This is a genomic window from Rhodococcus sp. BE178, assembly GCF_050433545.1.
Lineage (GTDB): Bacteria > Actinomycetota > Actinomycetes > Mycobacteriales > Mycobacteriaceae > Prescottella.
On sequence record NZ_JBNPXA010000029.1, the window covers coordinates 1 to 25,285 of the forward strand.

20 protein-coding genes and 4 pseudogenes are annotated in these 25,285 nt (G+C 67.4%); 13 read left to right on the forward strand and 11 right to left on the reverse strand.

Features of this window, described 5'->3' with window-relative positions; genetic code table 11:
* Nucleotides 1-135: 135 nt before the first annotated feature.
* Entirely contained in the window at nt 136-2,199 is a 2,064-nt protein-coding gene (locus J2X34_RS27995; protein ID WP_429520318.1) for an FUSC family protein, read from the forward strand.
* Nucleotides 2,200-2,220: 21 nt separating this feature from the next.
* Here the strand turns inward: J2X34_RS27995 and J2X34_RS28000 are convergent, their stop codons facing one another.
* The 4 genes from J2X34_RS28000 to nadA all read right to left on the reverse strand — a co-directional run bounded on the left by J2X34_RS28000 (nt 2,221) and on the right by nadA (nt 8,612).
* Nucleotides 2,221-4,782, reverse strand: coding sequence for a LuxR C-terminal-related transcriptional regulator (locus tag J2X34_RS28000; RefSeq protein WP_429520319.1), 2,562 nt, complete (start codon nt 4,780-4,782; stop codon nt 2,221-2,223).
* 352 nt (nt 4,783-5,134) lie between these two features.
* Nucleotides 5,135-5,995, reverse strand: coding sequence for a carboxylating nicotinate-nucleotide diphosphorylase (gene nadC / locus J2X34_RS28005; RefSeq protein ID WP_114722768.1), 861 nt, complete (start codon nt 5,993-5,995; stop codon nt 5,135-5,137).
* Nucleotides 5,992-7,569, reverse strand: a complete 1,578-nt coding sequence (locus J2X34_RS28010; RefSeq protein WP_114722767.1) for an L-aspartate oxidase — start codon at nt 7,567-7,569, stop codon at nt 5,992-5,994. The genes nadC and J2X34_RS28010 overlap by 4 nt, the downstream gene beginning before the upstream one ends.
* Nucleotides 7,569-8,612: a quinolinate synthase NadA gene (gene nadA / locus J2X34_RS28015; protein ID WP_429520320.1), complete on the reverse strand. Its 1,044-nt coding sequence runs from the start codon at nt 8,610-8,612 to the stop codon at nt 7,569-7,571. The genes J2X34_RS28010 and nadA overlap by 1 nt, the downstream gene beginning before the upstream one ends.
* A gap of 103 nt (nt 8,613-8,715) precedes the next feature.
* On the opposite strand from nadA, the gene J2X34_RS28020 reads away from it, so the two are divergent.
* Nucleotides 8,716-9,450, forward strand: a complete 735-nt coding sequence (locus J2X34_RS28020; RefSeq protein ID WP_114722765.1) for an NUDIX hydrolase — start codon at nt 8,716-8,718, stop codon at nt 9,448-9,450.
* Between the two features lie 189 nt (nt 9,451-9,639).
* Here the strand turns inward: J2X34_RS28020 and J2X34_RS28025 are convergent, their stop codons facing one another.
* From J2X34_RS28025 to J2X34_RS28035, 3 genes and pseudogenes are all read right to left on the reverse strand, one after another.
* On the reverse strand, nt 9,640-10,470 hold the full coding sequence (locus J2X34_RS28025; RefSeq protein WP_429520321.1) for an alpha/beta fold hydrolase: 831 nt from the start codon (nt 10,468-10,470) through the stop codon (nt 9,640-9,642).
* A 457-nt stretch (nt 10,471-10,927) separates the two neighbouring features.
* Nucleotides 10,928-11,080 (reverse strand): annotated as a pseudogene (locus J2X34_RS28030) (IS1380 family transposase); the annotation flags it as partial.
* Between the two features lie 75 nt (nt 11,081-11,155).
* Nucleotides 11,156-11,323: pseudogene (locus J2X34_RS28035) on the reverse strand (IS1380 family transposase); the annotation flags it as partial.
* A 37-nt stretch (nt 11,324-11,360) separates the two neighbouring features.
* Between J2X34_RS28035 and J2X34_RS28040 the strand changes: the two are divergent.
* The 3 genes and pseudogenes from J2X34_RS28040 to J2X34_RS28050 all read left to right on the forward strand — a co-directional run.
* Nucleotides 11,361-11,585, forward strand: a pseudogene (locus J2X34_RS28040) (transposase); the annotation flags it as partial.
* A 570-nt stretch (nt 11,586-12,155) separates the two neighbouring features.
* On the forward strand, nt 12,156-12,584 hold the full coding sequence (locus J2X34_RS28045; protein WP_114722763.1) for a hypothetical protein: 429 nt from the start codon (nt 12,156-12,158) through the stop codon (nt 12,582-12,584).
* A 507-nt stretch (nt 12,585-13,091) separates the two neighbouring features.
* Complete coding sequence (locus J2X34_RS28050; RefSeq protein WP_114724610.1) at nt 13,092-14,126, forward strand: alpha/beta hydrolase; 1,035 nt, start codon at nt 13,092-13,094, stop codon at nt 14,124-14,126.
* A gap of 155 nt (nt 14,127-14,281) precedes the next feature.
* On the opposite strand, the pseudogene J2X34_RS28055 reads toward J2X34_RS28050, so the two are convergent.
* Nucleotides 14,282-14,764, reverse strand: a pseudogene (locus J2X34_RS28055) (IS30 family transposase); the annotation flags it as partial.
* A 732-nt stretch (nt 14,765-15,496) separates the two neighbouring features.
* Between J2X34_RS28055 and J2X34_RS28060 the strand changes: the two are divergent.
* Nucleotides 15,497-15,865 (forward strand): hypothetical protein, encoded by a 369-nt coding sequence (locus tag J2X34_RS28060; RefSeq protein ID WP_429520322.1) that lies wholly within the window; start codon nt 15,497-15,499, stop codon nt 15,863-15,865.
* Nucleotides 15,866-16,520: 655 nt separating this feature from the next.
* Nucleotides 16,521-16,964, forward strand: coding sequence for a hypothetical protein (locus J2X34_RS28065; RefSeq protein WP_429520323.1), 444 nt, complete (start codon nt 16,521-16,523; stop codon nt 16,962-16,964).
* A 214-nt stretch (nt 16,965-17,178) separates the two neighbouring features.
* Here the strand turns inward: J2X34_RS28065 and J2X34_RS28070 are convergent, their stop codons facing one another.
* Both J2X34_RS28070 and J2X34_RS28075 read right to left on the reverse strand, forming a co-directional pair.
* Nucleotides 17,179-17,628, reverse strand: a complete 450-nt coding sequence (locus J2X34_RS28070; RefSeq protein ID WP_254622529.1) for a hypothetical protein — start codon at nt 17,626-17,628, stop codon at nt 17,179-17,181.
* 543 nt (nt 17,629-18,171) lie between these two features.
* Nucleotides 18,172-18,630 (reverse strand): DUF2867 domain-containing protein, encoded by a 459-nt coding sequence (locus J2X34_RS28075; protein ID WP_429520324.1) that lies wholly within the window; start codon nt 18,628-18,630, stop codon nt 18,172-18,174.
* 260 nt (nt 18,631-18,890) lie between these two features.
* Between J2X34_RS28075 and J2X34_RS28080 the strand changes: the two genes are divergently transcribed.
* From J2X34_RS28080 to J2X34_RS28100, 5 genes are all read left to right on the forward strand, one after another.
* Nucleotides 18,891-19,817 carry an alpha/beta hydrolase gene (locus J2X34_RS28080; RefSeq protein WP_254622530.1) on the forward strand — a complete coding sequence of 309 codons (927 nt, stop codon included), beginning with the start codon at nt 18,891-18,893 and terminating at the stop codon, nt 19,815-19,817.
* Nucleotides 19,818-19,893: 76 nt separating this feature from the next.
* Complete coding sequence (locus J2X34_RS28085) at nt 19,894-20,352, forward strand: HEAT repeat domain-containing protein (RefSeq protein ID WP_174910739.1); 459 nt, start codon at nt 19,894-19,896, stop codon at nt 20,350-20,352.
* A gap of 145 nt (nt 20,353-20,497) precedes the next feature.
* Entirely contained in the window at nt 20,498-20,980 is a 483-nt protein-coding gene (locus J2X34_RS28090; protein WP_429520325.1) for a hypothetical protein, read from the forward strand.
* Nucleotides 20,981-21,062: 82 nt separating this feature from the next.
* Nucleotides 21,063-21,581, forward strand: coding sequence for a hypothetical protein (locus J2X34_RS28095; RefSeq protein ID WP_429520326.1), 519 nt, complete (start codon nt 21,063-21,065; stop codon nt 21,579-21,581).
* 161 nt (nt 21,582-21,742) lie between these two features.
* Nucleotides 21,743-22,591 carry a hypothetical protein gene (locus J2X34_RS28100; RefSeq protein ID WP_429520327.1) on the forward strand — a complete coding sequence of 283 codons (849 nt, stop codon included), beginning with the start codon at nt 21,743-21,745 and terminating at the stop codon, nt 22,589-22,591.
* An 83-nt stretch (nt 22,592-22,674) separates the two neighbouring features.
* Here the strand turns inward: J2X34_RS28100 and mqo are convergent, their stop codons facing one another.
* Nucleotides 22,675-24,183, reverse strand: coding sequence for a malate dehydrogenase (quinone) (gene mqo, locus J2X34_RS28105; RefSeq protein ID WP_429520328.1), 1,509 nt, complete (start codon nt 24,181-24,183; stop codon nt 22,675-22,677).
* 91 nt (nt 24,184-24,274) lie between these two features.
* Here mqo and J2X34_RS28110 point away from each other — a divergent pair, with 91 nt between their 5' ends.
* Nucleotides 24,275-25,189 (forward strand): LysR family transcriptional regulator, encoded by a 915-nt coding sequence (locus tag J2X34_RS28110; protein WP_429520329.1) that lies wholly within the window; start codon nt 24,275-24,277, stop codon nt 25,187-25,189.
* Nucleotides 25,190-25,285 lie beyond the last annotated feature (96 nt).

A 25,285-nucleotide genomic window follows, 5' to 3' on the forward strand; every position in this document is an offset into this window, starting at 1 on the left:
TCTCGCCTTTGTGGGTTGTTGTGGGGGGGGGGGGGCCCCCCCCCCCCCCCCCCCCCCCCCCCCCCCCCCGGGGGGGGGGGGGGGGGGGGGGGGGGGGCCCCCCCCCCCCCGCCCCTGTCTGTGAGAGGACGTCCGGTGACCCGACTGACCGACGCCATTCGGAGCGCGCTGCGATATCTGACGGTCACCGACCCGGGCTTCCTCCGCCTGCGCAACGCCGCGACCACCGTCGCGGCATTGGGCCTCGTGATGCTGACCCTCACCGGGTTCGGACATCCCGTGAGCCACGCGGTCCCGGCGGTACTCCTCGGCTCGTACGTCGCAATTCAAGCCGCATCGGGAGTCAGCGATCACACACAGCGCGAACGCGTCGTCACGACCGTGTTCCTGTCGGTTCCGGCGTTGGCAGCGGTCACTCTGGGCGCCGTTCTCCTCCGGTACGGCCGGGTCGCCGGCATCGCGTTCGTCGGCGTGCTGTTCCTCGCGGTGTGGTTGCGCCGATGGGGACCCCGCGGGCACGCCTCGGGAATGATCATGTACATCGCGTACTTCTACGCCCTGGTTCTGCACGCGGGTATCGCGGAACTCCCCTCTCTCTATCTCGGTATCTGCACGGGAGTGGCCGTGACCACCGTCGTGCGAGTATTCCTGCTTCCCGAACGCCCTCGACGCGAGATCCGCAGCCTGGTGCGAGCACTGCGGGCGCAAACCCGTGCGGGGCTCGATGTCGTCTACCGCGCAGAAACGCCCGATCCGACTGCGCTGCAGCGAATCCTCGATCGGATCGGAGACACGGCGATGATGATCGAGGACTGGCTCGACCGCAACGACGCCGACGAGTGCGTCGGCATCTCGAATTCGGAACTCGCGAAGTTGGTCTTCGAGGCCCAGGTGTCGACCGAGGAGGCACTCGAAGTCCTGGATCAGGCCCCCACCGAAGTCCGTCATCTCGCCGCAACCGAAGGGGCCACAGCGGAATTCGAGGCCGCACTGCGACCGGGCTCGTCGCGGTTCGAGGCGACCACCATCGAACGGAGCGCGAGCACAGCCGCGAAGACCTTCGACTCGTCCACCGAGGAAGGGCTGGCGGCGCTGCTCGTGGACCGGGCCGCAAGGGCACACACCGCGCTCTCGTGCGTCGGGCGCGAGCAACCGTCGCCAGGAAGGGCAACCAGGGAACACGCGGTGGCCGGCACCTCGCGTGCCACCGGCAATGCCGGCGGAGTATCCGCGAGCACACGCACGGCGATTCAGGTGGCCGTCGCGGCGAGTATCGCGACCGTGCTCGGCGAACTCGTCAGTCCGGAACGCTGGTACTGGGCTGTGCTGACGGCATTCCTGGTCTACAACGGCGCGAGCACCCGCGGCGAAGTCCTCCTGCGTGCCGGCGACCGGGTCATCGGAACGATCGGCGGGGTCGTCATCGGAATGCTCCTCGTGGCAGCGGTCGGTAGCCACCCGGCAGCCCTGATCGCGCTCGTGCTGACGACCGTGTTCTTCGCCTTCTACCTGGTGTCCGTCAACTACGTGGCGATGACGTTCTTCATGACGGTGATGCTGGCCGGCATCTACGGTCTGCTCGGCGAGTTCAGTCTCGATGTCCTGGTGGTACGGATCGAGGAGACCACCGTCGGCGCGATCGTCGGAATCGCAGCCGCCTACCTGGTACTCGCGATCGACTCACGAGACGTGCTGACGCGGGCGATCGACTCCTACCTCACCCGGTTGTCGGATCTGATCGGCGACTGCATGTCTGCCACGGCCGCACCGGACCTGATCGCGAAGGCCCGCGCGCTGGATTCGGATCTGGCGGCTGTCACCGCTGCGGCGACACCGCTGGTGCGGGATCCGATGGCACGGGGACGCAGGACGGTGGTATGGCTGGATTGCCGACTGCGCGAGATCGACAGGGCCGCTCACGCACTGGTGAAATCAGCTGTCATGACGACGCAACCCGCCTCCGAAGTCGCCACCGACACGCGAACGCGAGAGGTGCTCGCAACCACGGTATGTCGTGTCCACGACAACATCGATCTGCTCCGGCGACGGAACGCCGGCGAGCGAGTCACCGTGCCCGAGACACCCCCGGAATCGCTCGCCGATGTGCTGCAGTCGCCGCCCGGGGACGGGGCGGCGGCACTCGCGGTACTACCCCCGCTCCTCCGCATCGATCGAACGGTCGTCGATCTGCTCGCCTGAGTCCGCCGGGGCGAGTCGCCGTCAGAGCAACCGCCGGCGCGCCGCGACCTCCAGCGCCTCTGCACGGCTCGACGCGTCGAGCTTGCGGTACACGTTTCGGGTGTGCGTACGAACGGTGTTGAGCGACAGGTGCAACTGCTGGGCGATCGCACGTAGCGGCTTGCCGGTCCGCAACTCGGCGAGAATGACCTTCTCGGATCGGGTCAGCCCGGGATTGCGCCCCTCGTTCGACTCCACGAGTTTCGCCTGCACGTGGTCGAGGAAGGCGCGCGTGTGGTCGGCGCCCGGGGGGAGCCCGGCGAGCAGTTCTGCGGCATCGCCGGCGCTGTCGACGAAGGGGCTGACGATCCCGTTGGGTTCGGCGAGTTCGAGTGCCCGACGCACCGCCAGTGCGGCCTCGGCAGACCGGTTCTCGCGATGTGCCACGACGGCACTCAACATCGAGGCGCGCACGCCGAGCGGGGGATGCAGGAACTCCGACGCCTCGAGGACCGAGTCCAGCAGGTCGCGTGCGGATGCCGAGTCCCCCTGCGCGACGGAGATCATCGCCCGAGCCACCCGGACGTCGGGGTTCTCACCGAACACCCGATGCGCCGTGTCGACGACCTCGCCGGCAAAGGCCGGCCGTCCCGCATCCAGCAGAACCGCGACAGCCGGGGTAACGAAGGTGTTGCTCAGCCCTGCCTGCGCGCCCCGGGTGAGCATGCCGATCAGGGACCGACCGACCGCGTCTGCGTCGTCGACGGTCGGGATCGGACTGCGCCGAGCCTCGAGAATCGCGAACGCGACCTCCGCGTGACCGCCCGAGACTGGCGCGGTGGTCCCGTCGGGACGCTGATGCAGGCCAGGGCCGAACACCAGCGCGTACACAGGACTGTCATCGGGCAACCCTTCACACCGGAGATACCTGTCCATGCAGACCGCAGCCACACACTGGAAGGCGTCGATGCGGTCGAGCTGAGCATGATCGACCGCGTACTGCAGAGCGTGCTCCGCGCGTGTCGTCATCGTCACGAGATCGCCACGAATACCCGCAACAATGGAAAGCCTTGCCAGGCAGCGCAGCACGAGCCGGGGATGGGCGCCGATGTCGGCGAACGCGAGTGCCTGCCGGAGTAGCCGTTCACTGCCGATGAGATCGCGCGTGAACATACAGACGGCGGCACGTTGAATGGTCACGTAGCAGTCGAGATCGGCGATGCCCGTTGCAATCTGCAAATCGGAAAGGACATCCCCATCGGTCGGCATGGGCTGCCCTGAGAGCACTGCGATCTCGACGCCCAGTGCCGCCGCGAACGCCTTGGCGATCTCGGGGCGAAGCGCCACCACATCCGCGGCGAACGCGGTGCTGTGATGCGCCCGGGCAGCGTCGGCGTAGTTCCGCTCGAGCGCCTCGAGCGACCGGACGAGACGGACACCCCGCTTGTCGCTGTGTCGCTCGCCGAGCAGCTCGAGGATTGCAGCACCCTGCCCGTCGAAAACCGCCGTGACTCCGTGGCTGTACACGAAGTCCACGATCGCCAGATCGTCTCCGGCAGCGAGGAGATGTTCGACCGCGGCAATCGGCTGCCGCGATCCCGCGAACCAACTCCCTGCCGCCGCGTGCAGTCGGGCCAGGCGGTCCGGATCGGTGACGCGCAGCTTCGACCGGACATGCGCGCGGAGGAGCGGGTGCCACGCGTAGGTCAGGCCGTCGGCGGAGGTGAAGCGCTGGATGGGCACGCAGAATCGTTCTCGCTCGGCGAGCGCCAGATCCACGTTCGCGTCGTCCAGGCAGGCCGCGAGCTCGGGGCTGAACCGGTCGACGATGCTGGTCGACTCCACGAACCGCAGGAGGTGGTCTGGCAACGCCGAGACCGTTTCCCCCACCACGTAGTCGGAGAGCGGCTGCGGGTATCGGAGAACGTCGCCAACCCCGCTCGGGACATCACCCACGGCACTGATCCGGATCGCCGCGACACGCAGCGGGACCGCCCAACCTGCGGTCAGCTCGAGAACCGCATCGAGTTCCTGCGTCGAGAGTTCGCACCGGTTCTCGGCGAAGATTGCCGCCGCTGCATCGCGATCGAGCGCAAGATCCTCCCAACCGATCACGGTCAGAGAACCATCCGCGATGTATTTCACCCACGGCAACTCGGGCGGGTTCCGTGCTGCCAGGATCACCGTCATGTTCGGCGGCGCCGCGTCCAGTAGGCACGCCAACTTCCGGAGAGACTCCGGGGCCGTGAGTACGTGGGCATCGTCGAGAACCAGGACAGCGGATCGGCCCGACTCTCGCACCGAACGCAGGCAGTCGAGAACCGAAACGTCCTGCAAGTTGGTATCGGGCAGGACGAGCGAGACGAGGCAACGCAGTGCCGCGCCCAGTCCGGCTTCCAACACCTCCGGATCGTCATCCGCGGCGTCGAGCGTCACCCACGCGACGGCGGGCCTCTCATTGCCACCGGGGCCGGCGAGCCAGTCGCCCAGTAAGGCCGTCTTTCCGGTACCGGCGGGCGCACAGAGCAGAACCCTTCCCGGCACCGCTCCGGCAACCACTCCGTCGAGCAAGACGTACAGGTCGCGATGGGGCTGAACCGTCACCGATAATCGCCGCGGGAGCGGGTCCGGTCCTTCCTCGGTCGTTCCCTCGGTCGAGCGCGAGGCCACGTCATCGGACGCCGTGCGATTCGAAACTTGCTGCGCCACAGCACTCCTCCGCTCGACCCGACTGCACACCCCGACAGATGAGTCTTACCAGACATTTCGGTCATCCAAGCAACGATCAAGATCAACTGTGAGCGAGGCCGCACCCGGAGGAAAAGACCGACAGCCGTCGCCTCCTGCCCGAACCTTGCCGGGACCATACCGCGCAAACCCGGGCGTCAGCGGATAGACAACCGTGCCGCCGAGGCCGTGTCGTCACAGCCCCGACGGCACCCTGTGCAGCGGCGAACTACATGTCGAGACCGAGATCGAGGACCGTCACCGAGTGCGTGAGAGCACCGACGGCGAGGAAGTCGACGCCGGTCGCGGCGTACTCGGCTGCGACATCGAGGGTGAGCCCACCCGACGACTCGAGCTTGGTCTGCGGCGCGAGGGTGTCGCGGCGCTGTACCGCGATCTGCGTCTGCCAGAGCGGGAAGTTGTCCAGCAGAACGAGGTCGACCCCCTCGGCGAGGACCTCGTCGAGTTGGGCGAGGTTGTCGACCTCGACCTCGCACTCGATGTCGGGCGCCGCCGCACGAACGGCATGCAACGCAGCGATGACCGAACCCGCGGCGGCAACATGGTTGTCCTTGATGAGCGCGGCATCGCCGAGACCCATCCGGTGGTTGACGCCGCCGCCGACCCGCACCGCGTACTTCTGCAGTCCCCGCAGCCCGGGCAGGGTCTTACGACTGTCGCGAATCTTGCACTCGGTACCGGCCACCGCGTCGACCCATTCGGACGTGGCGGTGGCAATGCCGGACAGGTGACACACCAGGTTGAGCATGGTCCGCTCGGCGGTGAGCAGCCCCCGGGTGGGAGCGCTGACCGTGAGCACCGCGTCACCGGGCTGGATGCGGGTGCCGTCGGCGACCCGCCCCTGAACCTCGTAGTTTCCGGCGCCGATCACCTCGTCGAGCACCGTCAAACCCACGTCGACGCCCGCCACCGTGCCGGCCGCCCTGGCCACCACGGACGCAGTTGCGACAGCCCCTTCGGGAACGGTCGCCGCGGAGGTGACATCCGGGCCGTACCGCAGATCCTCGTCGAGTGCGGTGCGCACCAACGTCAAGGTTTCCTGCGGATCGAGTCGCTCCAGCGTGGTCATCGTGCTCCTGTCGATTGCAGTTCGGATAGTTCCAGTTCGCCGTCGCGCCCGATACGGACCGGGATGCTGCGGCGGTAGTCGTCGGATGTCTCGGGGTAGTCGGTCCGAGTGTGGCAACCCCGGGTCTCACGTCGCGCGGACGCGGCCAGCACGAGCGCCGACGCCGCGACCGTGAGCGCGGTGTCTTCGAGGGCAACGCCGTTGCCGGCCACCGCGACTCCACTTCCTGCCAATTCGGCTGCCGCGGAAGACAGTCCGTCGCCGTCACGCACCACCGACGCGTGCGCCGTCATGAGCGCCTGCACCCGTTCGCGCGGGGCATGCCGCCGGAACGGCAGCAGCAGGTCGTCCGCCTCCACGGACAGGTCGGCACGCTCGGCCGCCGCCAGGCCCACCCGCTCGCCGACGACCAGCCCTTCGAGCAGGCTGTTCGACGCGAGCCGGTTGGCACCGTGCAGTCCCGTACGAGCCACCTCACCGGCCGCGTACAACCCCGGCACCTCGGTGCGTCCGTGGACGTCGGTGACGACACCACCGCACGAGTAGTGCGCGGCCGGGGCCACCGGGATCAACTGCTCGGTCGGATCGATTCCCGCGGCCAGACACGACGCGGTCACTGTCGGGAACCGGCTCACGAACCCGGTCAGGTGCCGTGCGTCGAGGTAGACATGATCGGTGCCGGACTCACGGAGCCGTCGAGCTATGGCACGTGAGACGACGTCGCGCGGCGCCAGGTCGCCCTGTGGGTGCACGCCGTCGGTGACCGAACGCCCATCGGCGTCCACCAGTCGCGCGCCCTCACCACGGACCGCCTCGCTGATGAGCGGGCGCCGGCCGACGCCGCCCGGCGCGAACAGGACGGTGGGGTGGAACTGTACGAACTCGAGATCGGCCACGGAGGCGCCCACCTCGAGCGCCAACGCGATACCGTCACCGGTGGAGCCGGACGGATTGGTGCTGCACGAGTACAACTGCCCCAGCCCGCCGGTCGCGAGGGCCACGGCCGGTGCATGGATGACGCCCAGTCCCCTGTCCGACAGCACGATCAGGCCGGTGACGCCCCGGCGGTCGGTGGTGACGCGCGCCGCGGCTGCCCCGAAGAGCACCGGTATTCCGGCCGCGTTCAGCGCCCGCTGGACTTCGGCACCGGTCGCGTCGCCGCCCGCGTGGACGATGCGACGGGTGCTGTGCCCGCCCTCGCGGGTACGCGACACGGCGCCGTCCGAGCCCATGTCGAACACCGCGCCCAACGCCGTGAGCGCGGTGAACGCCTCCCGTCCCGCGGACACGATCGATCGGACCGCGACCTCGTCGCACAGCCCCACACCGGCAACGCAGGTGTCGCCGGCGTGCGAGTCCACCGAGTCGGTGCGGGGATCGCCCACGATGGCGATCCCACCCTGCGCGTACTGCGTGGCGGTGTCGGTCGGGCCGCCCTTGCTCAGCACGAGAACCCGGAGTCCCTGTTCGGCCGCCACCCGCGCGGCCGTCAGCCCGGCGACGCCACCACCGACGACGACCAGATCTGCGCGCGCCTCCCACACGACGCCGTCACCCCCGGATCCGGCGACCACTACTCCCCGCCGCCGGGGTTCCCGATCTCGATCATGCGCTGCACGGACTTTCGTGCGCGCTCGGCGACGTCGGGAGCGACGTGGACCTCGTCCTTGCCCTCGACGAGGCAGCGCAGCAGTGCGGCCGGGGTGATCATCTTCATGTACGGGCACGACGCGCGATCGTTGACAGCCTGGAAGTCGACGCCGGGCGCCGCCTTGCGCAGCTGGTGCAGCATGCCGACCTCGGTCGCCACGAGGACCTGCTTGGCACCGGTCTCGCGGGCAGCGTCGAGCATGCCGCCGGTCGAGAGGATCTTGACCTTGTCCTCGGGCACGAAGCCCTCACCCGCGAGGTAGAGCGCCGATGTGGCGCAGCCGCACTCCGGGTGGACGAACAGCTCGGCGTCCGGGTGGCTCTTCGACTTAGCGGTGAGCTCGTCACCGTTGATGCCGGCGTGCACGTGGCACTCGCCCGCCCAGATCAGCATGTTCTCGCGGCCCGTCACTCGCTTGACGTGCGCGCCGAGGAACTGGTCGGGAAGGAACAGCACCTCCCGGTCGGGGTCGATCGAGGCGACGACGTCGACGGCATTGGACGACGTGCAGCAGATGTCGGTCAGGCCCTTCACCTCGGCGGTGGTGTTGACGTACGACACCACCAACGCATCGGGGTGCTCGGCCTTCCACTCGCGGAGGTGATCCGCGGTGATCGAGTCGGCGAGCGAGCAGCCGGCCCGCTCGTCCGGGATCAGCACCGTCTTCTCGGGGCTGAGGATCTTGGCGGTCTCGGCCATGAAGTGGACGCCGCAGAAGACGATCGTGTCCTCGGGCGCCTCGGCCGCGATCCGCGACAGTGCCAGCGAGTCGCCGACGTGATCGGCGACGTCCTGGATCTCGGGCAGCTGGTAGTTGTGCGCCAGCAGGGTCGCGCCGCGCTCCTTGGCGAGGCGGCGCACCTCGGCGGCCCACTCGGGTCCGGCCTCGACGCCGGTGTACCCACCGGGGCCGTCCACGATCCGTCCCGTGCCATCGGCCCGCAACGGCGGAATCGTCGAAGTCATGGCCACTCCTTCTTCGCGAAGCTCGTTCGTAGCTCCGTCACTACAACCCGGGCGGGCTGGCCCGAATTTCCGAAATCGAGGTTTTCGACTTAGGATCGAAAACATGTCACATGGTAGCACCGTCCACGAAGTGCTCACCGCGGTGTTCCAGGTTCGACCGGCCCCGGAAACCATCGCCGCAGGTGACGGCCATCACGGAACGAATTGCTGCCGCACGGACGAACTGATGGTTCTGCTGTGGCAGCGCGCTCTCGATCCACAGAAGGGCACCTGGTCGTTGCCGGGCGGCACCCTGAGGGACGACGAGGACCTCAAGACGTCGGCCCGGCGTCAGCTCGCCGAGAAGGTCGATGTCCGCGAGGTAGCCCATCTGGAACAGCTGTCAGTGTTCAGCGACCCCCACCGGGTTCCCGGGAATCGCCGGATCGCCTCGACCTACCTGGGCCTGGTCCCCCTCCCCGCCGATCCGCAGCTGCCACCCGACACCGCGTGGCACCCGGTGTCCGCGCTCCCGGCAATGTCGTTCGACCACGGAACGGTCGTCGAGCACGCCCGGATGCGACTGGCCGCGAAGCTGTCGTACACCAACATCGCGTTCGCCCTCGCTCCGGACGAGTTCTCGATGTCCACGTTGCGTGAAATCTATTGTGCAGCACTCGGTTACCAGGTCGACACGACGAACCTCCAGCGGGTCCTGACCCGACGCGGCGTCATCACCGCGACCGGCAACACCGCGCCGTCCGGACGCACCGGCGGCAGGCCGGCCGCCCTCTACCGCTTCACCGACACCCGACTGCGGGTGACCGACGAGTTCGCGGCCCTGCGGCCGCCGGTCTGAGCCCGACCGGTGAGTGACCGGCCGGCGACGATCACCGGCCCGGGCCTCACGACACTTCCAGGTATTCGACGCCAACGTCGTCGCCGCCGGCCTCAGTCGACGTCTCGAATCTCGAGGTCTCCGAGGTCCGAATGCCGGTCCCGCAGCAGCGCCCGCATCAGGTCCTGCTCGACTTGATCTCGCCCATCGTCATTGAGTCTGGACATGCTCGTCGAGGAAACGTTGCGTCATCTCGGCAATCGCCGCCGCGTGGGCATGGAACAGGTAGTGATGGCCGCCCATAACCGTGACCTGCTGGATCGCCGGGTTGCTGATCGAGGCGCGGTGCGCGGACTCCCATTCCGGCTCCACCTCGAGCGAGGACGCGGCGAGGATCGACAGCGCCGGTAGCGTCGACGGGAACACGGCACCCTCGGCCGTTTGCACGTTCTCCGCCCCACGGGCCATCTCATCCAGCACGGTCGGGTTCAACACCCACGAGTACGCACGCAGGTACAGGTCCTGCTGGTCCGGGGTGTACTCGTCCGCGTCGCCGAGACTCTCCCGGTAGTCGGCCACCAGCCCCAGGTAGTCGGTGCTCCTGTCCAGGGCGATCAGGTCTCGGGTGCCGCCGACAGCATTGACGCCGGCCATCCAACGCGGCCACTCCGGGGCGCCCTGGGCAGCGTCAGAGGTGTAGCGCTCGTCGTCCAGGCCCACCACTGCGGCGACCTCGTCCGGGTGGTCGGTGGCCCACCACATCGCGTACAGACCCGAAACCGAATGGGGCATCAGAACATAGGGTCCGTCCAGCCCCAACTCCCGGAGAGCGCCCCGGGTCTCGTCGACGATCGCCTCGCTGGTGCGTGGGGCGTCGGTTCCGTCGCTCAACCCCAGCCCGAAGGGCTCGACCGTGACGACCGTGTTCTGCTCCGCCAAGCGCCGGGCCAGCGGGGCGAAGCCGAGGATCGGTTCCGGCGTGGCCAGGCCGGGCATCAGGACGACGGTCCGCGGTCCCGAACCCTGAACCGCGACGCTCATCCGATGCCCGTCCACCTCGACATACCGGTGGCCGGAGCCGACCGCCTCCTCGATGGCCGCCTTGTCGCGCGGGGTCTGCCACCAATGGACAGATGTCGAAATCGCAATGGCAACAACAACTACCGATACCAAACCGACGAATATCCATAGCACCACTCGAAATAGCCTGCGCCGTGGCTTCGGAAGCGCCGAATCCACTGCGCCACTCGGCCGATCGCCATCAGTTTGCATTCCCGAATCCACGTCGACGCTAGACGGATCCGGCCTCCCCAGTGTCCCCATGCGACCAACCTAACCGACGCAGCCAACGCAACCGAGCATTTTACTACAATGCGTAGTAAAACGGCCCTTGGAGTTTCGACAGGCCTGGGCGGCGTCGCCTGAGTCACCAGTCGAGCCACAGTAGCCGGTGGGTCTTATCCGCCGTGCCTGTGCCGAGTTCGGCGTGGTCGGTGGTGGTGTACTCGATCGGAAACCATGCATCGGCCTCGATCTGGGCAATGGCGGCCCGAACCTTGGGGTCGAGCCGAACAGTGACCGAGACGTCCGCGCCACCCTTGATCGCGGCCCCAACTCTCACGTGCCCGTAGAACGCCGAATCGGCGCGCGCAGCAGTATGTGGCTGGGCGAGCCCGGGGGTCCCAGACGGCCAACCGAAACGAGAGCCTCGGCCACGACGCGGGTGACCTCCACGCGGCGAGCCGCAGGCGCCCTTGCGTAGACGCTGCGGGGCGATCACCGGTGCGGCATGTTCGGTGGTGATCGTCGCGAACAGTACGTTCAAGCCGCGAACACCGGAGTACCCGTAGCCGGAGCCCTCCTTCCTGTGTCCGTGGACGTCGATGGCAACGTCGGAGCATCGCCGGCGATGTCGAGAGGATGCTCGACGATCACCGGTCACCCACCGCTCCGGCTCGCCGATCCGCGGCGAACGCCCCGCACGCTCGGGCAACCGGAAACTCGAACGGGCACTGTTCCTGTCGGCGGTCGCGACCCTGCACGACCCGACCAGCCGCGCCTACTACGACCGCAAACGCGCCGAAGGCAAGCGCCACAACGCCGTCCTGATCTGCCTGGCCCGCCGCCGCTGCGACGTCCTGCACGCCACTCGGCGGTGTGTGGCTCCGTCGGAGAGAGATACACCCGCACGGCGGCGACGAGACGCTGGGAGTCGTCGCGCAACCCGAACGCGGTCACGTCGGGCTGCGTCAGCTCGCTCACCAACTCGTCGAGCGACTGCATCAACGGGGGAAGATTCACATCGTCGTGGGCCTGCGCCTCAGTCACGTACGTAGCCCGCTGCAACGTCAGCAGCTCGCCCGCGTCACAACCCGACAGCGTCACAACGGATTCCATGCGTATCGACTATTCCAGGTTCTAGCGGACCGCGGTGTCCGCCCGAGCAGTTGACACCGACATAGGGACACCCACCCGCACCCGAACCGGATGCAGGGGCCGTTCCGTGCCGCGCAAACGGCTCGACGAGACTGACGAGCGGGACCGGCCCGCTAGCTTCGGGCCGGTCCCACCCGCATCAGATCGGATCGAACAACAGGGCCCCCGCATCGTGCTCGGCAGGGCGGACCGCGATCCCCTCCCGCTCCACACCCGTGAGCCCCGCATCAGACGGAGCCACCAGCGAATCAGCCCGGTCCGGACGCCCCGGCTGCCTATCGTGGCTCTCCATGAGCCAGAAACGAGGCCGCATCGCTGCGGCGGTGCTCGCTACGGTGGCAGCAGCGCCACTCAGCAGCTGCGCCACCAACGTCGACGTGCCCGACACCTTCAGTGCCACTGTCACGTTCACAGGAAACGCAAACCACGCCTCAACCGACACCGGCAAATGCACCTTCGAGAACGGCCACGTCACCCCGCACGACCTCGCGATCATCACCAGCGGCACCGCCACCACCACAACAACAGCAGCACTACAACTCGACACCATCACCCAACACCCAGACGGAACAACCATCTGCACCTACACAGCACACTTCAACGCCATCCCCGCAAACCAGCCCCGATACGAACTCACCCTCAACACGTTCACACAACAAACCTTCACCGCCGACAACCTCAAAAAAGGTGCCACCTACCAACTCACCGGCGGCACATAACCTGCCCGCCAGCCCCGAGCGGAGCAGGCCATCCCCGCAGGTCGCGCACGAAAAAGGGCCCCCACACCCGAAGGCGGATTCCAGCGGTCGTCGCAACACCACTGCCGTTTCTTGCCGTGACGAGGGTATCGAATTGCTCGGCTGGGAAACGCGGCCGAGCACTTCGGTCAACTTGCCGAGGGTTTCTAATTCGATTGCTACACGGGTTTGATCGCCCACGTGACCGGGCCGTCCGCACTGGCATGGGTCGACGAGGGAAGCGTCCACCCACGCCAACACTCCACACGAGCTTGAGGGCTGACCTGCGATGTCGCGCGGTCGGTGCGGAGTGAATTGGCGGGTGAATCCCGGGCCTGTCACGCCAATCAGGACATTCACCGCTCTTCAGTCGGTAGTGTGCTGTCCGAATGCTGTGCCCCGGGTGAGGCTCGGTGCCGAGTTGATGACCGCCCGTGAGCACATTCGGTGTCGCGCGGCATGTTCAAGGTTCAAGGGGAGGACGTTCGCATGAGGAATTCCAAGGTCGGGCGCGCCCGGGTTCTGGCGGCCGCGGTAGTCGTGTCCGCGGCCTCGCTGCTCGCGGTGCCGGCCACGGCGTCCGCCGACAACGGCGCCCCCGCCACCTTCGACGCCTCCGGCGCCTACCTGGCGAAGTCCACCAAGAACTCCGACCGCAAGGTCACCATCTCGGTGTATTCGCCGTCGATGGACCGCAACATCCCCCTCGAGGTCATCCTGCCCGCCGATCGCAGCCAGCCGCGCCCGACGCTGTACCTGATCAACGGCGCCGGTGGCGGCGAGGACTCGGCCACCTGGCAGCGCAATGCCGACGTGATGGACTTCTTCAAGGACAAGAACGTCAACGTCGTCACCCCGCTCGAGGGCGCCTTCAGCTACTACACCGACTGGCAGAAGGACGATTCGAAGCTCGGCCGTCAGAAGTGGCAGACCTTCCTGACCCAGGAACTGCCGCCCGTCATCGACGCCGAGTTCGGCACCAACAAGGTGCAGTCCGTCGCTGCGATCTCGATGACCGCCACCTCGGTGCTCAACCTGGCGATCGCCAAGCCCGGTTTCTACAAGAGCGTCGGCTCGTACAGCGGCTGCGCCGAGACCAGCACCTGGGCTGGACAGAACGCCATCCGGCTCGTCACCGGCGTCCGGGGTGGCGTCGACGTCACCAACATGTGGGGCCCGCTCGACGGGCCCGGCTGGGTGCAGAACGATCCGGTCGTGAACGCCGAAAAGCTCCGCGGCACCGAGCTCTACGTCTCCACCGGATCGGGGCTGCCCGGCCCCCACGACCAGTTGAACAGCCCCGGTATCGACGGCAAGCCGCTCGCCCAGGCTGAGCGGGTAGTCGTCGGCGGCGTGATCGAGGCGGCCACCAACTACTGCACCCACAACCTCGCCAACCGCCTCGCCGAGCTGAAGATCCCCGCGACGTTCGACTTCAAGCCCACCGGCACCCACTCGTGGGGCTACTGGAAGGACGACCTGCACAACTCCTGGCCGATGATCGCCCGCTCGATGGGAATCTAGGCCGAAGCCTGGAGCGACATAGTCTGTGGACGGAGCTGGCAATCACGCGCCAGCTCCGTCCAGCGCTTCCAGCGCCACGTGGACAACCATGGCGCCGCATTTTTTCCCGGTTGAACCGTCGGTCGTGTCGAATCCGTGAGCGTGGCTGGCCGCTTCTAGTTGCCGGACACAAGAGCGGCGAACTGATCGGCCGGAGTATCCCAGCCAAGCGTTTTGCGGGGTCGGCCGTTGAGTTCAGCGGCGACGGTATCGAGGTGCTGACGGCTGTGGACGGACAGATCCGTCCCTTTCGGGAAGTGTTGCCGCAGTAGACCATTGGTGTTCTCGTTCGAGCCTCGCCGCCAGGGGCTGGCGGGATCACAGAAGTAGGCAGGGATGTCGGTGGCGATCGTGAACGAGTGGTGGGCGCCCATCTCGCTTCCCTGATCCCAGGTCAGCGACCGAGTCAAATTGCGGGGCAGAGTTGTGACGGTCTCCACCAAGGCATCCCGCATGAGATCGGCGCTGCGTCCGCGGGGAAGATGCACCAGCATCACGTAGCGGGTGGCCCGTTCGACCAGCGTGCCGATGGCCGACGCGCCGTCCTTACCGATGATCAAATCGCTTTCCCAATGGCCGGGCACGGCCCGGTCGTCGACCACCATGCGCGGGCCGTCGGGCTTCCTGCCCCCGCTCCACCAGATCTCCACGACCCGACTTATCACCACTCATCGACACCCCCCCTTCTACTCAAATCGGCACTCTGTACCACGCGAAAACGATCGACGACACTGACGAGCCGAGGCCCGGCCCACCAACTCTGGGCCGGGCCTCCACCCGCGTCGGATCGGATCCAACAGCAGCGCCGTCGCATCGCGCTCCAGGACCCGGACCGCAATCGCCTCCCGCTCGACACCCGTGAACCCCGCATCCGACAGGGCCGCGGGTCCCGCCTCTCACCGGCCGGCTCCCACATGTTCATCGGTGGCTTGCCCGACGGTGAGCCCACACCGCGGAGATCGCTACCAAAGCCCAGCCCGCGAGAGCAGTGACCGAAGCCGGCCAGTCAAACACGAAGTGCTGAACGTGAACATCGTTGGTATGGGCATACGTACAGCTCGCGCCGACCACAGGCAGCCACGAACGCGTTGCCTTATAGACAGGACCCCCGTCGCTGACCGAGTCGTGGACACTGACACAAAGATCGGTCGCTGAACTTCCGACACCGAGGAATGACAAGGCACCGAACCCGACCAGCACCGACACCACACCGGCCGCCGCTAGAACCGCCGGCAGCCACGACGCTCCCCTCACGCGAACCCCCCTCACGTCGTGCCGGCCCGGGCGGAACACGTCATCTGCCCAGGTCACGAACGATATACCGTGCCATCATGCCCACAACCCTGCACCGCGCAATCCGATACGGCGCCCGCGCCCTCGCCGCAGTGCTCGCCGCCGGGATCCTCTACACGATGTTCGTCTACCACAGCCTCAACATCTTCACCCCACCCGAACGCCTCGAATCCCTCGGCAGGACCTACCAACTCGGCAACCTGCCCCCACTCACTCGTGAAGAGATCCACCAACGACACTCACCCAGCCACCGCGAGTACTACACCCTCGAACACGTCAGCAACCTCTGGCCCCGCCACCCCGTCTACCAATTCCAGAACGACACCATCCGAGGCCAGGCCACCACCAGCGCCTACCTCAAATGGGGTGACCACTACATCACCTACAGCCTCTCCGGCGCACCCTAAGACCCACCCGGGACATCTCGTCTCCCCTGGTCAAGGCAAAGAATCGGCCCCCACACCCGAAAGGGCGTGAGGGCCGAGCCGCACCGCGCGAACGCGATCGGTGAGACTGACAAACGGGACCGGCCCGCTTCCGACGAGCCGTCCCTCCTGCATCAGGTCTGGTCGAACAGCAGCGCCGCCGCGTCGTGCTCGAGGGGACGGACCGCGATCCCCTCACGCTCGACGCCCGTGAACCCCACGTCGGACAGGGCCGCGCCAGATCCACACCCTCCAGATCGATTCCGGGAGAGCCACGTTCACCGTCGCCCGGTGACGCGAGACCTCGGTCCACACGATCTCCACGGTCTGCATCCTCGTGTTCATCGGCCTACTCCTTCCCCCACCCGCCGTCCGGTTCCTAGCGGTCCTCGAACCGTTCCGCATACCACCGCCGGCGTGATGGGTACGTCAGGCCGGCGAACAATTGCCGTCTATGGCGAGGACCTTCAGCAGGGGCTCTCGTCACCGTGGTTGTCGATCCCCAGGTCAGGACGGCGGGGATCTGTCATCCACGACGACCTGAGTCTGCAAACCATGAATCCGGCCGAAAGCCGTCCACCACCTCGATCCCGGTTACCCGAGTGATCCGTCGTACCCGGCGTGCACAATGACTTGCGTGACATTGAAGGAAACGCAGGGACCGGGGCACGGCGTGGATTTCGCCGCCCTCGCCGCGTATGTGAAGCAGTACCGCGCCGGTGGCTACGACGTCGACACCGTCACCGAGTCGGTGTGCGCGAAATGCGGCGGACGAGCCTTCGCGATCGGCGTAGACGACGAGGCGGGTTGTGCCGAACGTCTCTGCGTGGCCTGCGACGACGCCGTCCTGATCGCCGACAGCGTGGACCACTGGCCCGAGGCCGAACCGTCCCAGTGCGAATGCCCTTGTGGCGGGGACGAGTTCGCCGTCGCGGTCGGCTTCGCCCCGGTCGGCGACGGGAGCGACGACGTGCGCTGGGTGAGCATCGGGCTGCGGTGTCTGCGAGACGGGATGCTCGGCGTGTACACGGACTGGAAGATCGACTACAGCCCTTCGGGCCACCTGCGAGGCATGGCGTAGGCGGGACGTACCCGAAGGGCGTCGCCGGACCGAGCATCCGCGCCCGGTCCCAAAGACGCCTCGCCCATCACGGCATCCATGTCGCTCCATCCGTGCAGCAAAGGCGTATTCGCACACGCCCTCCTACGAGTCTTCGGTGGCCGCACCCGACTGCGACTCCCGAGTCGCGGCGACCGCCTGCAGGAGACGCACCCCAATCGGCACCGACGCGCGGTCACGCCTGTCGCGGGCCGTCGAGCTCGATGTACAGCGTGTCGGACCAGTAGCCGAGACCGAGCTCGCGGAGGGGTTCCTCGCTACTCTCCTGCGACGGCGTGAACACCCGCTGCCAGAAGTTCGGCTTGGCGGGTGCGAGCCTGACCAACGCCGCCTCCATCTCTGTGTCGATGTCCGCCAGCCCAGCCATCAATGTCCGGCCCTGGTCAGCGAACGGCTCGTCGTCCATGTCGAAGACCTCGCCACATTCGAGGACGAAATGGTGGTCGGGTTCGGTGTGGCTGCGCAGGAACCGCAGCGCATCCTCAGCCATCGTGCCGAGGCCGGGGTGGTCGATGCGGCCGAGGAAGCCGTCGAGCCGGGCGATGCCTGGGCCGCAGCGGGCCGTGACTGCGATCAGGTCGGGGGTGTCGTCCCAGATCATCGACTGGCGGGCACGGGGGTCCACGGAGACGAGGATCCGTGGGACCAACGGTATCGCATACGACCACTCGGAGATGCCGGCGAGGCGATGAACGCGTGCAGCTGCCGGATCTTCCTGAGGGCAAAAGGGAGTGGTGTAGAGATACGTGCGGTTGGCCACGGCCGCTTCCTGTCTGTGGTCGGATCGGTCGACGAGCCGAGTCTAAGCGCGCAGTGTCGGTCGAACCCCTAGGTGGTCGGCGGGTTGGTCGGTGGCGCGGTGGCGGGCTGCGAGGTTCAAGGGTCGGCAGGCCCGTCGAGAAAGTTCGCGGTTCCGTCGTCCGCGTAGCGGCGGTGACGCGCCGCAACCCGCAGCAGGAATCGACCGTCGTCATCATCCCCGACGACGAACAGAAGTGCCGGCACGGGGCGGCCGGATCGGCCACGGCGTGATCATCGGCAGCTGACTTTCAGTAGAACCGTCCACCGTGGTCCGGACAGACGTTGCACCGCGTGGACGCACTGGAAGCGACGCCGTCGATCTCGAAACCATTCTGCTGCAGAAGATTTCGAACGACAGCTCTCTGAACTAGCGCGGTGTGAGCCTGCTGCACGCCCGGCGCAGCATCGACCGCACGACCACCGGGTGGACGACGCTGACGGGCGCGAAGTAGACGCGGCCGCGCCAGCCCTTCAGCCGCACAACCGTCGTCAGGCGGACGAGTCGCGTCCCGGTGTCGACCGCGACACCTGCCCGGAAGTCGAGGTGTCGGTCGTCGACGGAGATCAACGCCTCACCGTCCTGCACGCACGACACAACGAAGACGACGCGGCCCGCGCGGGGCACGCCGATCAGCGGGACTACCAACTGGCGGACCGCCATGGCGATACGAATCCACACCGGGGTCGATCCGCCTGCGAACACCGTCTCGGCCCACACCCGCGGATCGTCGGTGGCGCCGAGCGGTAGTGGCGCCGCGACCACGTCGACGAAGTCCGGACGGGGAATGTCCTCGAGCGCAAGGGACCAGAACGCGGGACGCGGCATAGCGCCATCGTCCCCCCGACGCCCTGTCCCGGTCCAGACCGAACCACAGCTGCCACCGGCCGTGTCGCGAAGACCCCGCTCCGACTGGTGACGGTCAGGGGACTGTCCACATGCCGGCGCCGGGCAGGGTTGTGAGAGCCGGGTATCCGGGAGAACCGTCCGCGCCGTAGCGCCCCGCTGAATCGTATGACCGCGCCAGCCGCGCGGGCTGCGTGACCCAACCTGTCGCCGGTTCGTCCGGCAGTCCCTAGGGTGGGCTCGTGAAGTTACGACGACCTCTGCCCCCCGCCACCCGACGCACCCGGACACTGCTCCTCGCCGCGATGATCGCGATGCCGATGGCGTCCGGAATCTCGGCACCGGCCCTCGCATCAGTTCCCACTGCTCCCGCGGCAGATCCCGCGGCGGCGACTCCCGCTGCTCCGGAACGGCAATCCGTCAGCGAGCGCTACGCGGCCACCGGCACCCACGCCGTCACCTCGGTGGCGGTGCCCGGATATCAGGTGTTCCATCCCGCCGACATCGCCACCAGTCCCGACCGCCATCCCGTGGTCACCTTCGGCAACGGAAGTTACGCGACGTACGAGCAGTACGAGGAGTTGCTACGCCACCTGGCCTCCTGGGGCTTCGTCGTCGTGGTCGCCGACAGCAGCGTCACCGGCGACGGGACCGAGATCCTGGCTGCAGCGCGCTACGTCCTGGCACAGAACGAGAATCCGGAGAGCATCTTTCACGATCGCATCGACGTCGCACATGTCGCCGCCGTCGGACATTCGCAGGGCGCCGGGGGATCGATCAATGCCAGCACCGACTCCGACGGACTCATCACCTCCACCGCCGTACTCGACCTGCCCGACCCCTGGTGGGCCACTCGGCCCGTCGACGTGATCGACGTGGCTCGGCTGACAGGTCCGGTGTTCTACCTGACAGGGGCCGAGGATCCGGTCTCGACGGCCATACCGCAGGCCGCCTACCACGCCGTGAGCCCGGGGCCCGCGGCCCGCGGCCGCCTGCTGGGGGTGGGGCACAACTGGCCCACCGACGGAGGTGGATTCCGCGGGTACCTCACCGCGTGGCTGCGCTTCACCCTCACCGGAGACACCGACGCCGCGCGCGCCTTCGTCGGTCCGGCACCGGAACTGTTGGCCGATCCACGGTGGGACGGGACTGCGGTCAAGGGTTGGTGAATCGACCGTTCCGGGGTGCGCGGCGCTTGTCTTGGAGGTGAAGTCGAACTGATCGGATTCGGTAGTGTGGAGCCTCATGGGTTCCGGATCGGTGGCCGTCTGTGAAGTGATCGCCAACTTCGCGCAGTGGAGCGCGGACAGGCGTTTCTCCGCACTACGATCCTTGGTTCCCGAGGATGACGACGGACCCTTGCTGGCCTCATTTCTGCTCGCGGTTGCGGCCGATGTGTCAGAGGACGACTTGGTGAGGATCGAAGCGGTGCGGGTCTTCGAGATCCTTCAGATCGATGACGATTCCCTTGCCGAGAGATGCCGCACAGCGCTGATCCACCTAGCCCGGACAGACGACGATTGGGATGTCCGCAACGCCGCTGGTTGCGCGGTGTTCGACCTGCCCGGCGCCGAGCGCGAACTCGAGACGATGCGCTCCATGATCGCAGCGGAGCAGGAGGGCTTCGTGCGCGAGAATGTCGGAGCCGCATTGGACATGTTCCTCCGGCGCCGTGATTCCGCCTGGGGCGTGTCTGACAAATAGGCAGGGTTCAGGTGGGATGCTCCCATCGGGACGGGGCGATGCGACGGAGGTCGGGAATGGCCGCGACTTACAATCGCGGTGAGGGCGAAGCGCCAGGCCAAGATTCCGGCACCGGTGTGAGAGAGGGGTCAGGATGTTCGGCAGGATGTTCGACAGGACGTTCGGCAGGATGTTCGACAGGACGTTCGACAGGACGTTCGATTCGAAGAAGCTCAACGATCTGATGGAGCAGCTCAGGCCCGACCTGAGTCCGGAATCGCTCGGCGTCGGGCCCGACTTCCCGGGCGTCGCCCCGAACCCGCTCATGAGCAGTGATGCATCGAAGCGCAATGCGGAACTGCGTACGGGCGCGCTTGCGCTCGGCGTTCTCGTCGACTGGCGGGAGGTCAACAGCAATCCACGCGTGGTCCTGATGTTCGACGTGGAGACCGCCGACGGCATCTCGTTCCGCGGCATCGCAGACGAAGCCCTCACGATCACCGAGCTCACCCGACTCGCCCCAGGACAGACGTTGCCCGTGCGCTACCGGCCGGCCGTCATGGACCACTACGTCGCCCTTGCCCAGGACGCGGACCCCGCCCACGTGCAGCAGCTCTCTGACGAGATCGCGAGCCGCAAGCGGACCTGACCCGAAGCCATTGGCCGGAACACTAGTTCTATCCGCTCGACGCCTGAACGCACACCCACCTCGCGCCGGTAGCGTCGGGCGGATGGAACTCGTCGTCACGTCGGACACCGGCACGATCGGGGACCTGTACGCGCTGGCGAACGAGCTGCAGGAGGCAGGAGATGCCTTCGCCGTTGCCACGCCAGCGGTCGCCGGGACCCTCGTCCTCTGCCTGAGATGCCTGCCCGCGGACGTCGGCCGGCGGTCCTTCACGCGCTTCGAGCGCTCCGAGCCCGCGCTGCTCGTCGACCTGTGTGTGACGGAAGAAGCGGTCGACGGACTCACCACGGCGCAACAGCGCGAGGCACTCGGCGAATTGCTCCGCGAATGGATCGGAAAAGCGTCCCTGTCCCGGTCCGCACCATGGTCCCGGAACCAGCGGGCCGAACTCCGACATGGGGCGGAGCAGTTGCTGGTTCGGCTCGGCTGGCTCGTCGGTCCACGTGTCCGCGCGGCCGAGCTGTGCAGGGCCGGTCACCCGTTGGACGAGATCGCCGAGGCGACGGGGCTGGACCTGGACGAAGTCGAGAATCTGTTCGCCGATACGACCTCGCCGGATTGACACCCACGGACCCGATCGCTGTCGTCCGTGGTGATCCATCGACACACGGATGATCCCGTCCGTTCTCGCGGAGTACCGGGTTATGGATTGGTAGACATGACAGTTCGTGTCGGTTTCGCACTGATCCGCTGACCGGCGTGCGGACGCGTTAGGCTCACGAGGTGATTGCCGCACCGCGTCGCATCCCTCGGGGAGCAGAGCTGGAACCGTTGCTGCGCTGCTACGGGTACCGGATCACCCGTGCCGGGACGGTCAAAGACGCCGACCCGTCGCGTGATCCCGAGGATGTGGTCGCTGCGGCGAGATTGGGGTGGCCCGTGCATGCGACGGAGCGGTGGACCCCGTCAGAGATCGTCGAGCGCACGACCGCGGCGGCCGACTCCCTCGATCCCGACGCGGTGCTCGCGGCCTTCGTCGCGGGGCTGGGAAGCGCACCACGTGGCCGCCAGACGGTGATCTCCTACGGTTGGGCACAGTTCCTCGACACCGCACCCAAGGGCACCGGCGGAATCCCGGACTGCGGCCTCGACCCGCTGCACGACGCGGGATACGACGTCGACGTCACCGAGACCTTGTTGCGGTTCGCGCTCGGTTGGTCATGGAACGAACTGCCCGAGAAGTACCTACCCGATCTGGAAGCCGCAGTCGCGGAGGGGCTGCCGCTGCCGAACGAAGAGGACAGGGAACGGGTCCGCGCACTGTTGGACGTCATCCGCGCGCAGCCCCCGGGAACACGGCCCAGCGAACTGGAGAAGGCCGTTGCGCGGGCGAAGATCGTTCCCGGCACAGACAAGTACCAGCGGTACGGCATCCTCATCGGGCTCTCCGAGATCGGCGTTCTGCCAAGCCCCGTCCTTGCCCCGATGTGGGACCGGTTCATCGGCAACACCGAGCGGCACGCCGCCTACCACTCCGTCCAGAGCGGCCCGCGCTCCGACATACCGGTCCCCCTCGCAGGGTGGCGCGGCGGCCTCGACGAACGCAGAGCACAACGCCTACTGGACGTCTGACGCCGGTGCACGCGTCATCCCGTTGAGCGCACGGCGTTCGGGACTCCGGATAACGCGTCGGCATGAAGATCGGCAGGCAATCGTCATTCCGATCGCCGCAACAGACGCAGCGAGCGCCCCGTGCGTTCGAGGTTGCGGTCGACCACCTGCTGGTCACGCTCACCGGCCGCACCGAGACCCGGCATGAGCCTGCGCAGCAACGGTTCCCACTCCGCGCGCTTCTCCGGGAAGCACTTGTCGAGGACGTCTGCCATCAGCGGCGGTGCGACCGAAGCGCCCGGCGAGGCACCGAGCAGACCGGCGATGGTTCCGTCCGCACCGACGACGACCTCCGTCCCGAAGGTCAGCACTCCGATCCTGCGCCGATCCGGTTTGACCAGCTGGGCGCGCTGGCCGGCCTGCACCACACTCCAGTCCGCCGGATCGGCCCCGGGACAGAAGCGTCTCAACTGACTGAACTTGCGTCGGCGCGAGGCGAACAGCTCGGCGATGAGATAGCGCACGAGCGGCAGGTTCTGGATTCCGACCGCCACCAGCACCGCGACGTTTCGGAACCGGATGGTCGTGAACAGGTCGGTGAGCCTGCCGCGCTCGAGGAGCCTCGTGCTGAAGGTGGCGTACGGACCGAACATCAGCGAGGCTTGGCCGTCGACGACCCGCTTGTCGAGATGCGGCACCGACATCGGCGGGGCCCCGATTGCGGCCTGCCCGTAGACCTTCGCGTCGTGCCGGCCGACCACGGCGGGGTTGCCGGTACGGAGGAACTGGGCGCCGAGCGGGAACACCGCATAACCGCGCACCTCGGGGATCCGGGCCTTCTGCAGCAACTTCAGCGCATACCCACCGGCACCGACGAAGACGAAACGCGACCTGATCCGGAAGCGGCGTCCGGACGCACGATCAGACCCGGTGACGGTCCAGATGCCGTCCGACCCGCGCGCGAGGGAGGTCACCTCGTGCCGCAGGTGCACCCGCGCCCCACCGCTCGTCATCACCCGGACGAGCGTGTGGGTGAGCGCCCCGAAGTCGACGTCGCTACCGCCCTCGTAGCGGGTCGCCGCGACCGCCTCGGCATCGTTCCGTCCGTCCATCAGCAGCGGCGCCCACTCTCGGACGGTCTCGGGATCCTCGGTGTACTGCATCGCCGCGAACAACGGTAGGTGCCGCAACGTCTCGAATCGCTCACGCAGATAGGCGATGTCGCGTTCACCGAACACGACGTCCATGTGCGGCGTGGGATTGATGAACGATGCCGGGTCGTGCACGTGACCGTCCTCGACGAGCGATGCCCAGAACTGCCGCGAGAGGTGGAACTGGCGGCCGATGTCCTCGGCCTTCGCCGGATCACCGGCATCGGGCATGTAGTTGAGCTCGCACAGCCCGGAATGGCCGGTCCCGGCGTTGTTCCATGCGTTCGAGCTTTCGCCTGCCAGTTCCCCGAGACGCTCGAGCAGCGCGACGGACCAGTCCGGCTGCAACTTCGCCAACAGTGCACCGAGGGTCGCGGACATGATGCCGCCGCCGACGAGGACCACGTCGAGAACCTCGCCTCCGTGCCCGGTGTCCGATCCCCCGCCACTCGCCTGAACCATGCCGTGCCCCTCTCCTCGCCGGTATGTCAGCAAGGCTGCCCACGCGCAACTCATCCGTCCAATGATGATCTGGTGACTTTATGATCCGAATATGGATGAATCGATGCCCGGCGAGGTCGACGCCGTCGCGCCTTTGCTCGCTGCCTTCGATGCGGCCGCGGAAGAAGGGCACGTAACCCGCGCATCCGAACTCCTCGGCGTGCCGCAGTCGTCACTCAGCCGACGACTGAAGACCCTGGAGAAGACGCTGGGCGTGCAACTGTTCCAGCCGGCCGGCCGCCGAATCGCCCTCACGTCGCAGGGGCGGGAACTGTTCGAGCGGACCCACGGCCTCGTCCGGGCACTCGACGATGCGGTCGCGGCGGTGCGCAGCAACGCGGATCCCGAGAGTGGGCTCGTGCGATTCGGTTTCCCGCTGACACTCGGCCCGGTGAGCATCCCCTCCCTGCTCGCCGACTTCCACACCACCGCGCCCCGGATCCGGCTGCACCTGACGCAGGACCACGGGAACGCCCTTGCCGCCATGGTCCGCGACGGCCGACTGAACCTGGCGGTGATGATCCCCTGCCCCGACGACCTGCCCGCCGCCGTGCTGGGACACCAGCGCATCCTCCTGCACGTCGCTCGCGGACACCCGCTCGCCGCCCGCAGGCGCGTCGATCTCGCCGAACTCGCGGACGAGCCGTTCATCGCGAGTCCGCCGTCGTACCACCTTCGCAGGATTCTCGACTCATCCTGCGCGCGAATCGGATTCGCGCCGCGTGTGTCGTTCGAGATCACCGAGTTCGAGACGATCCGGGCTCTCGTTGCGCACGGGCTCGGCGTCGCCGCACTGCCGGCCGCCGAATCCCCGCACCCGGACCTGGTGGCAATTCCCCTGAGGGGCGTGCCCGATCGGAGCATCGGGCTCGTGACCGGCCACTACCGGCCCACTCCGGCCGTGACGCGACTCCGCGACCACATCGCCGCCCACGCAAGTGCGTTCGCGGCGGGCAAGCACCCCTAGATGTACCCGGTCAGGACGTTGGTAGCGGGCGTGTCGGCTTGATGTGAAGAGAACCTCCGAGTGGGGTGTGGCTTGTCTAAGGCCCACATCCGCTCG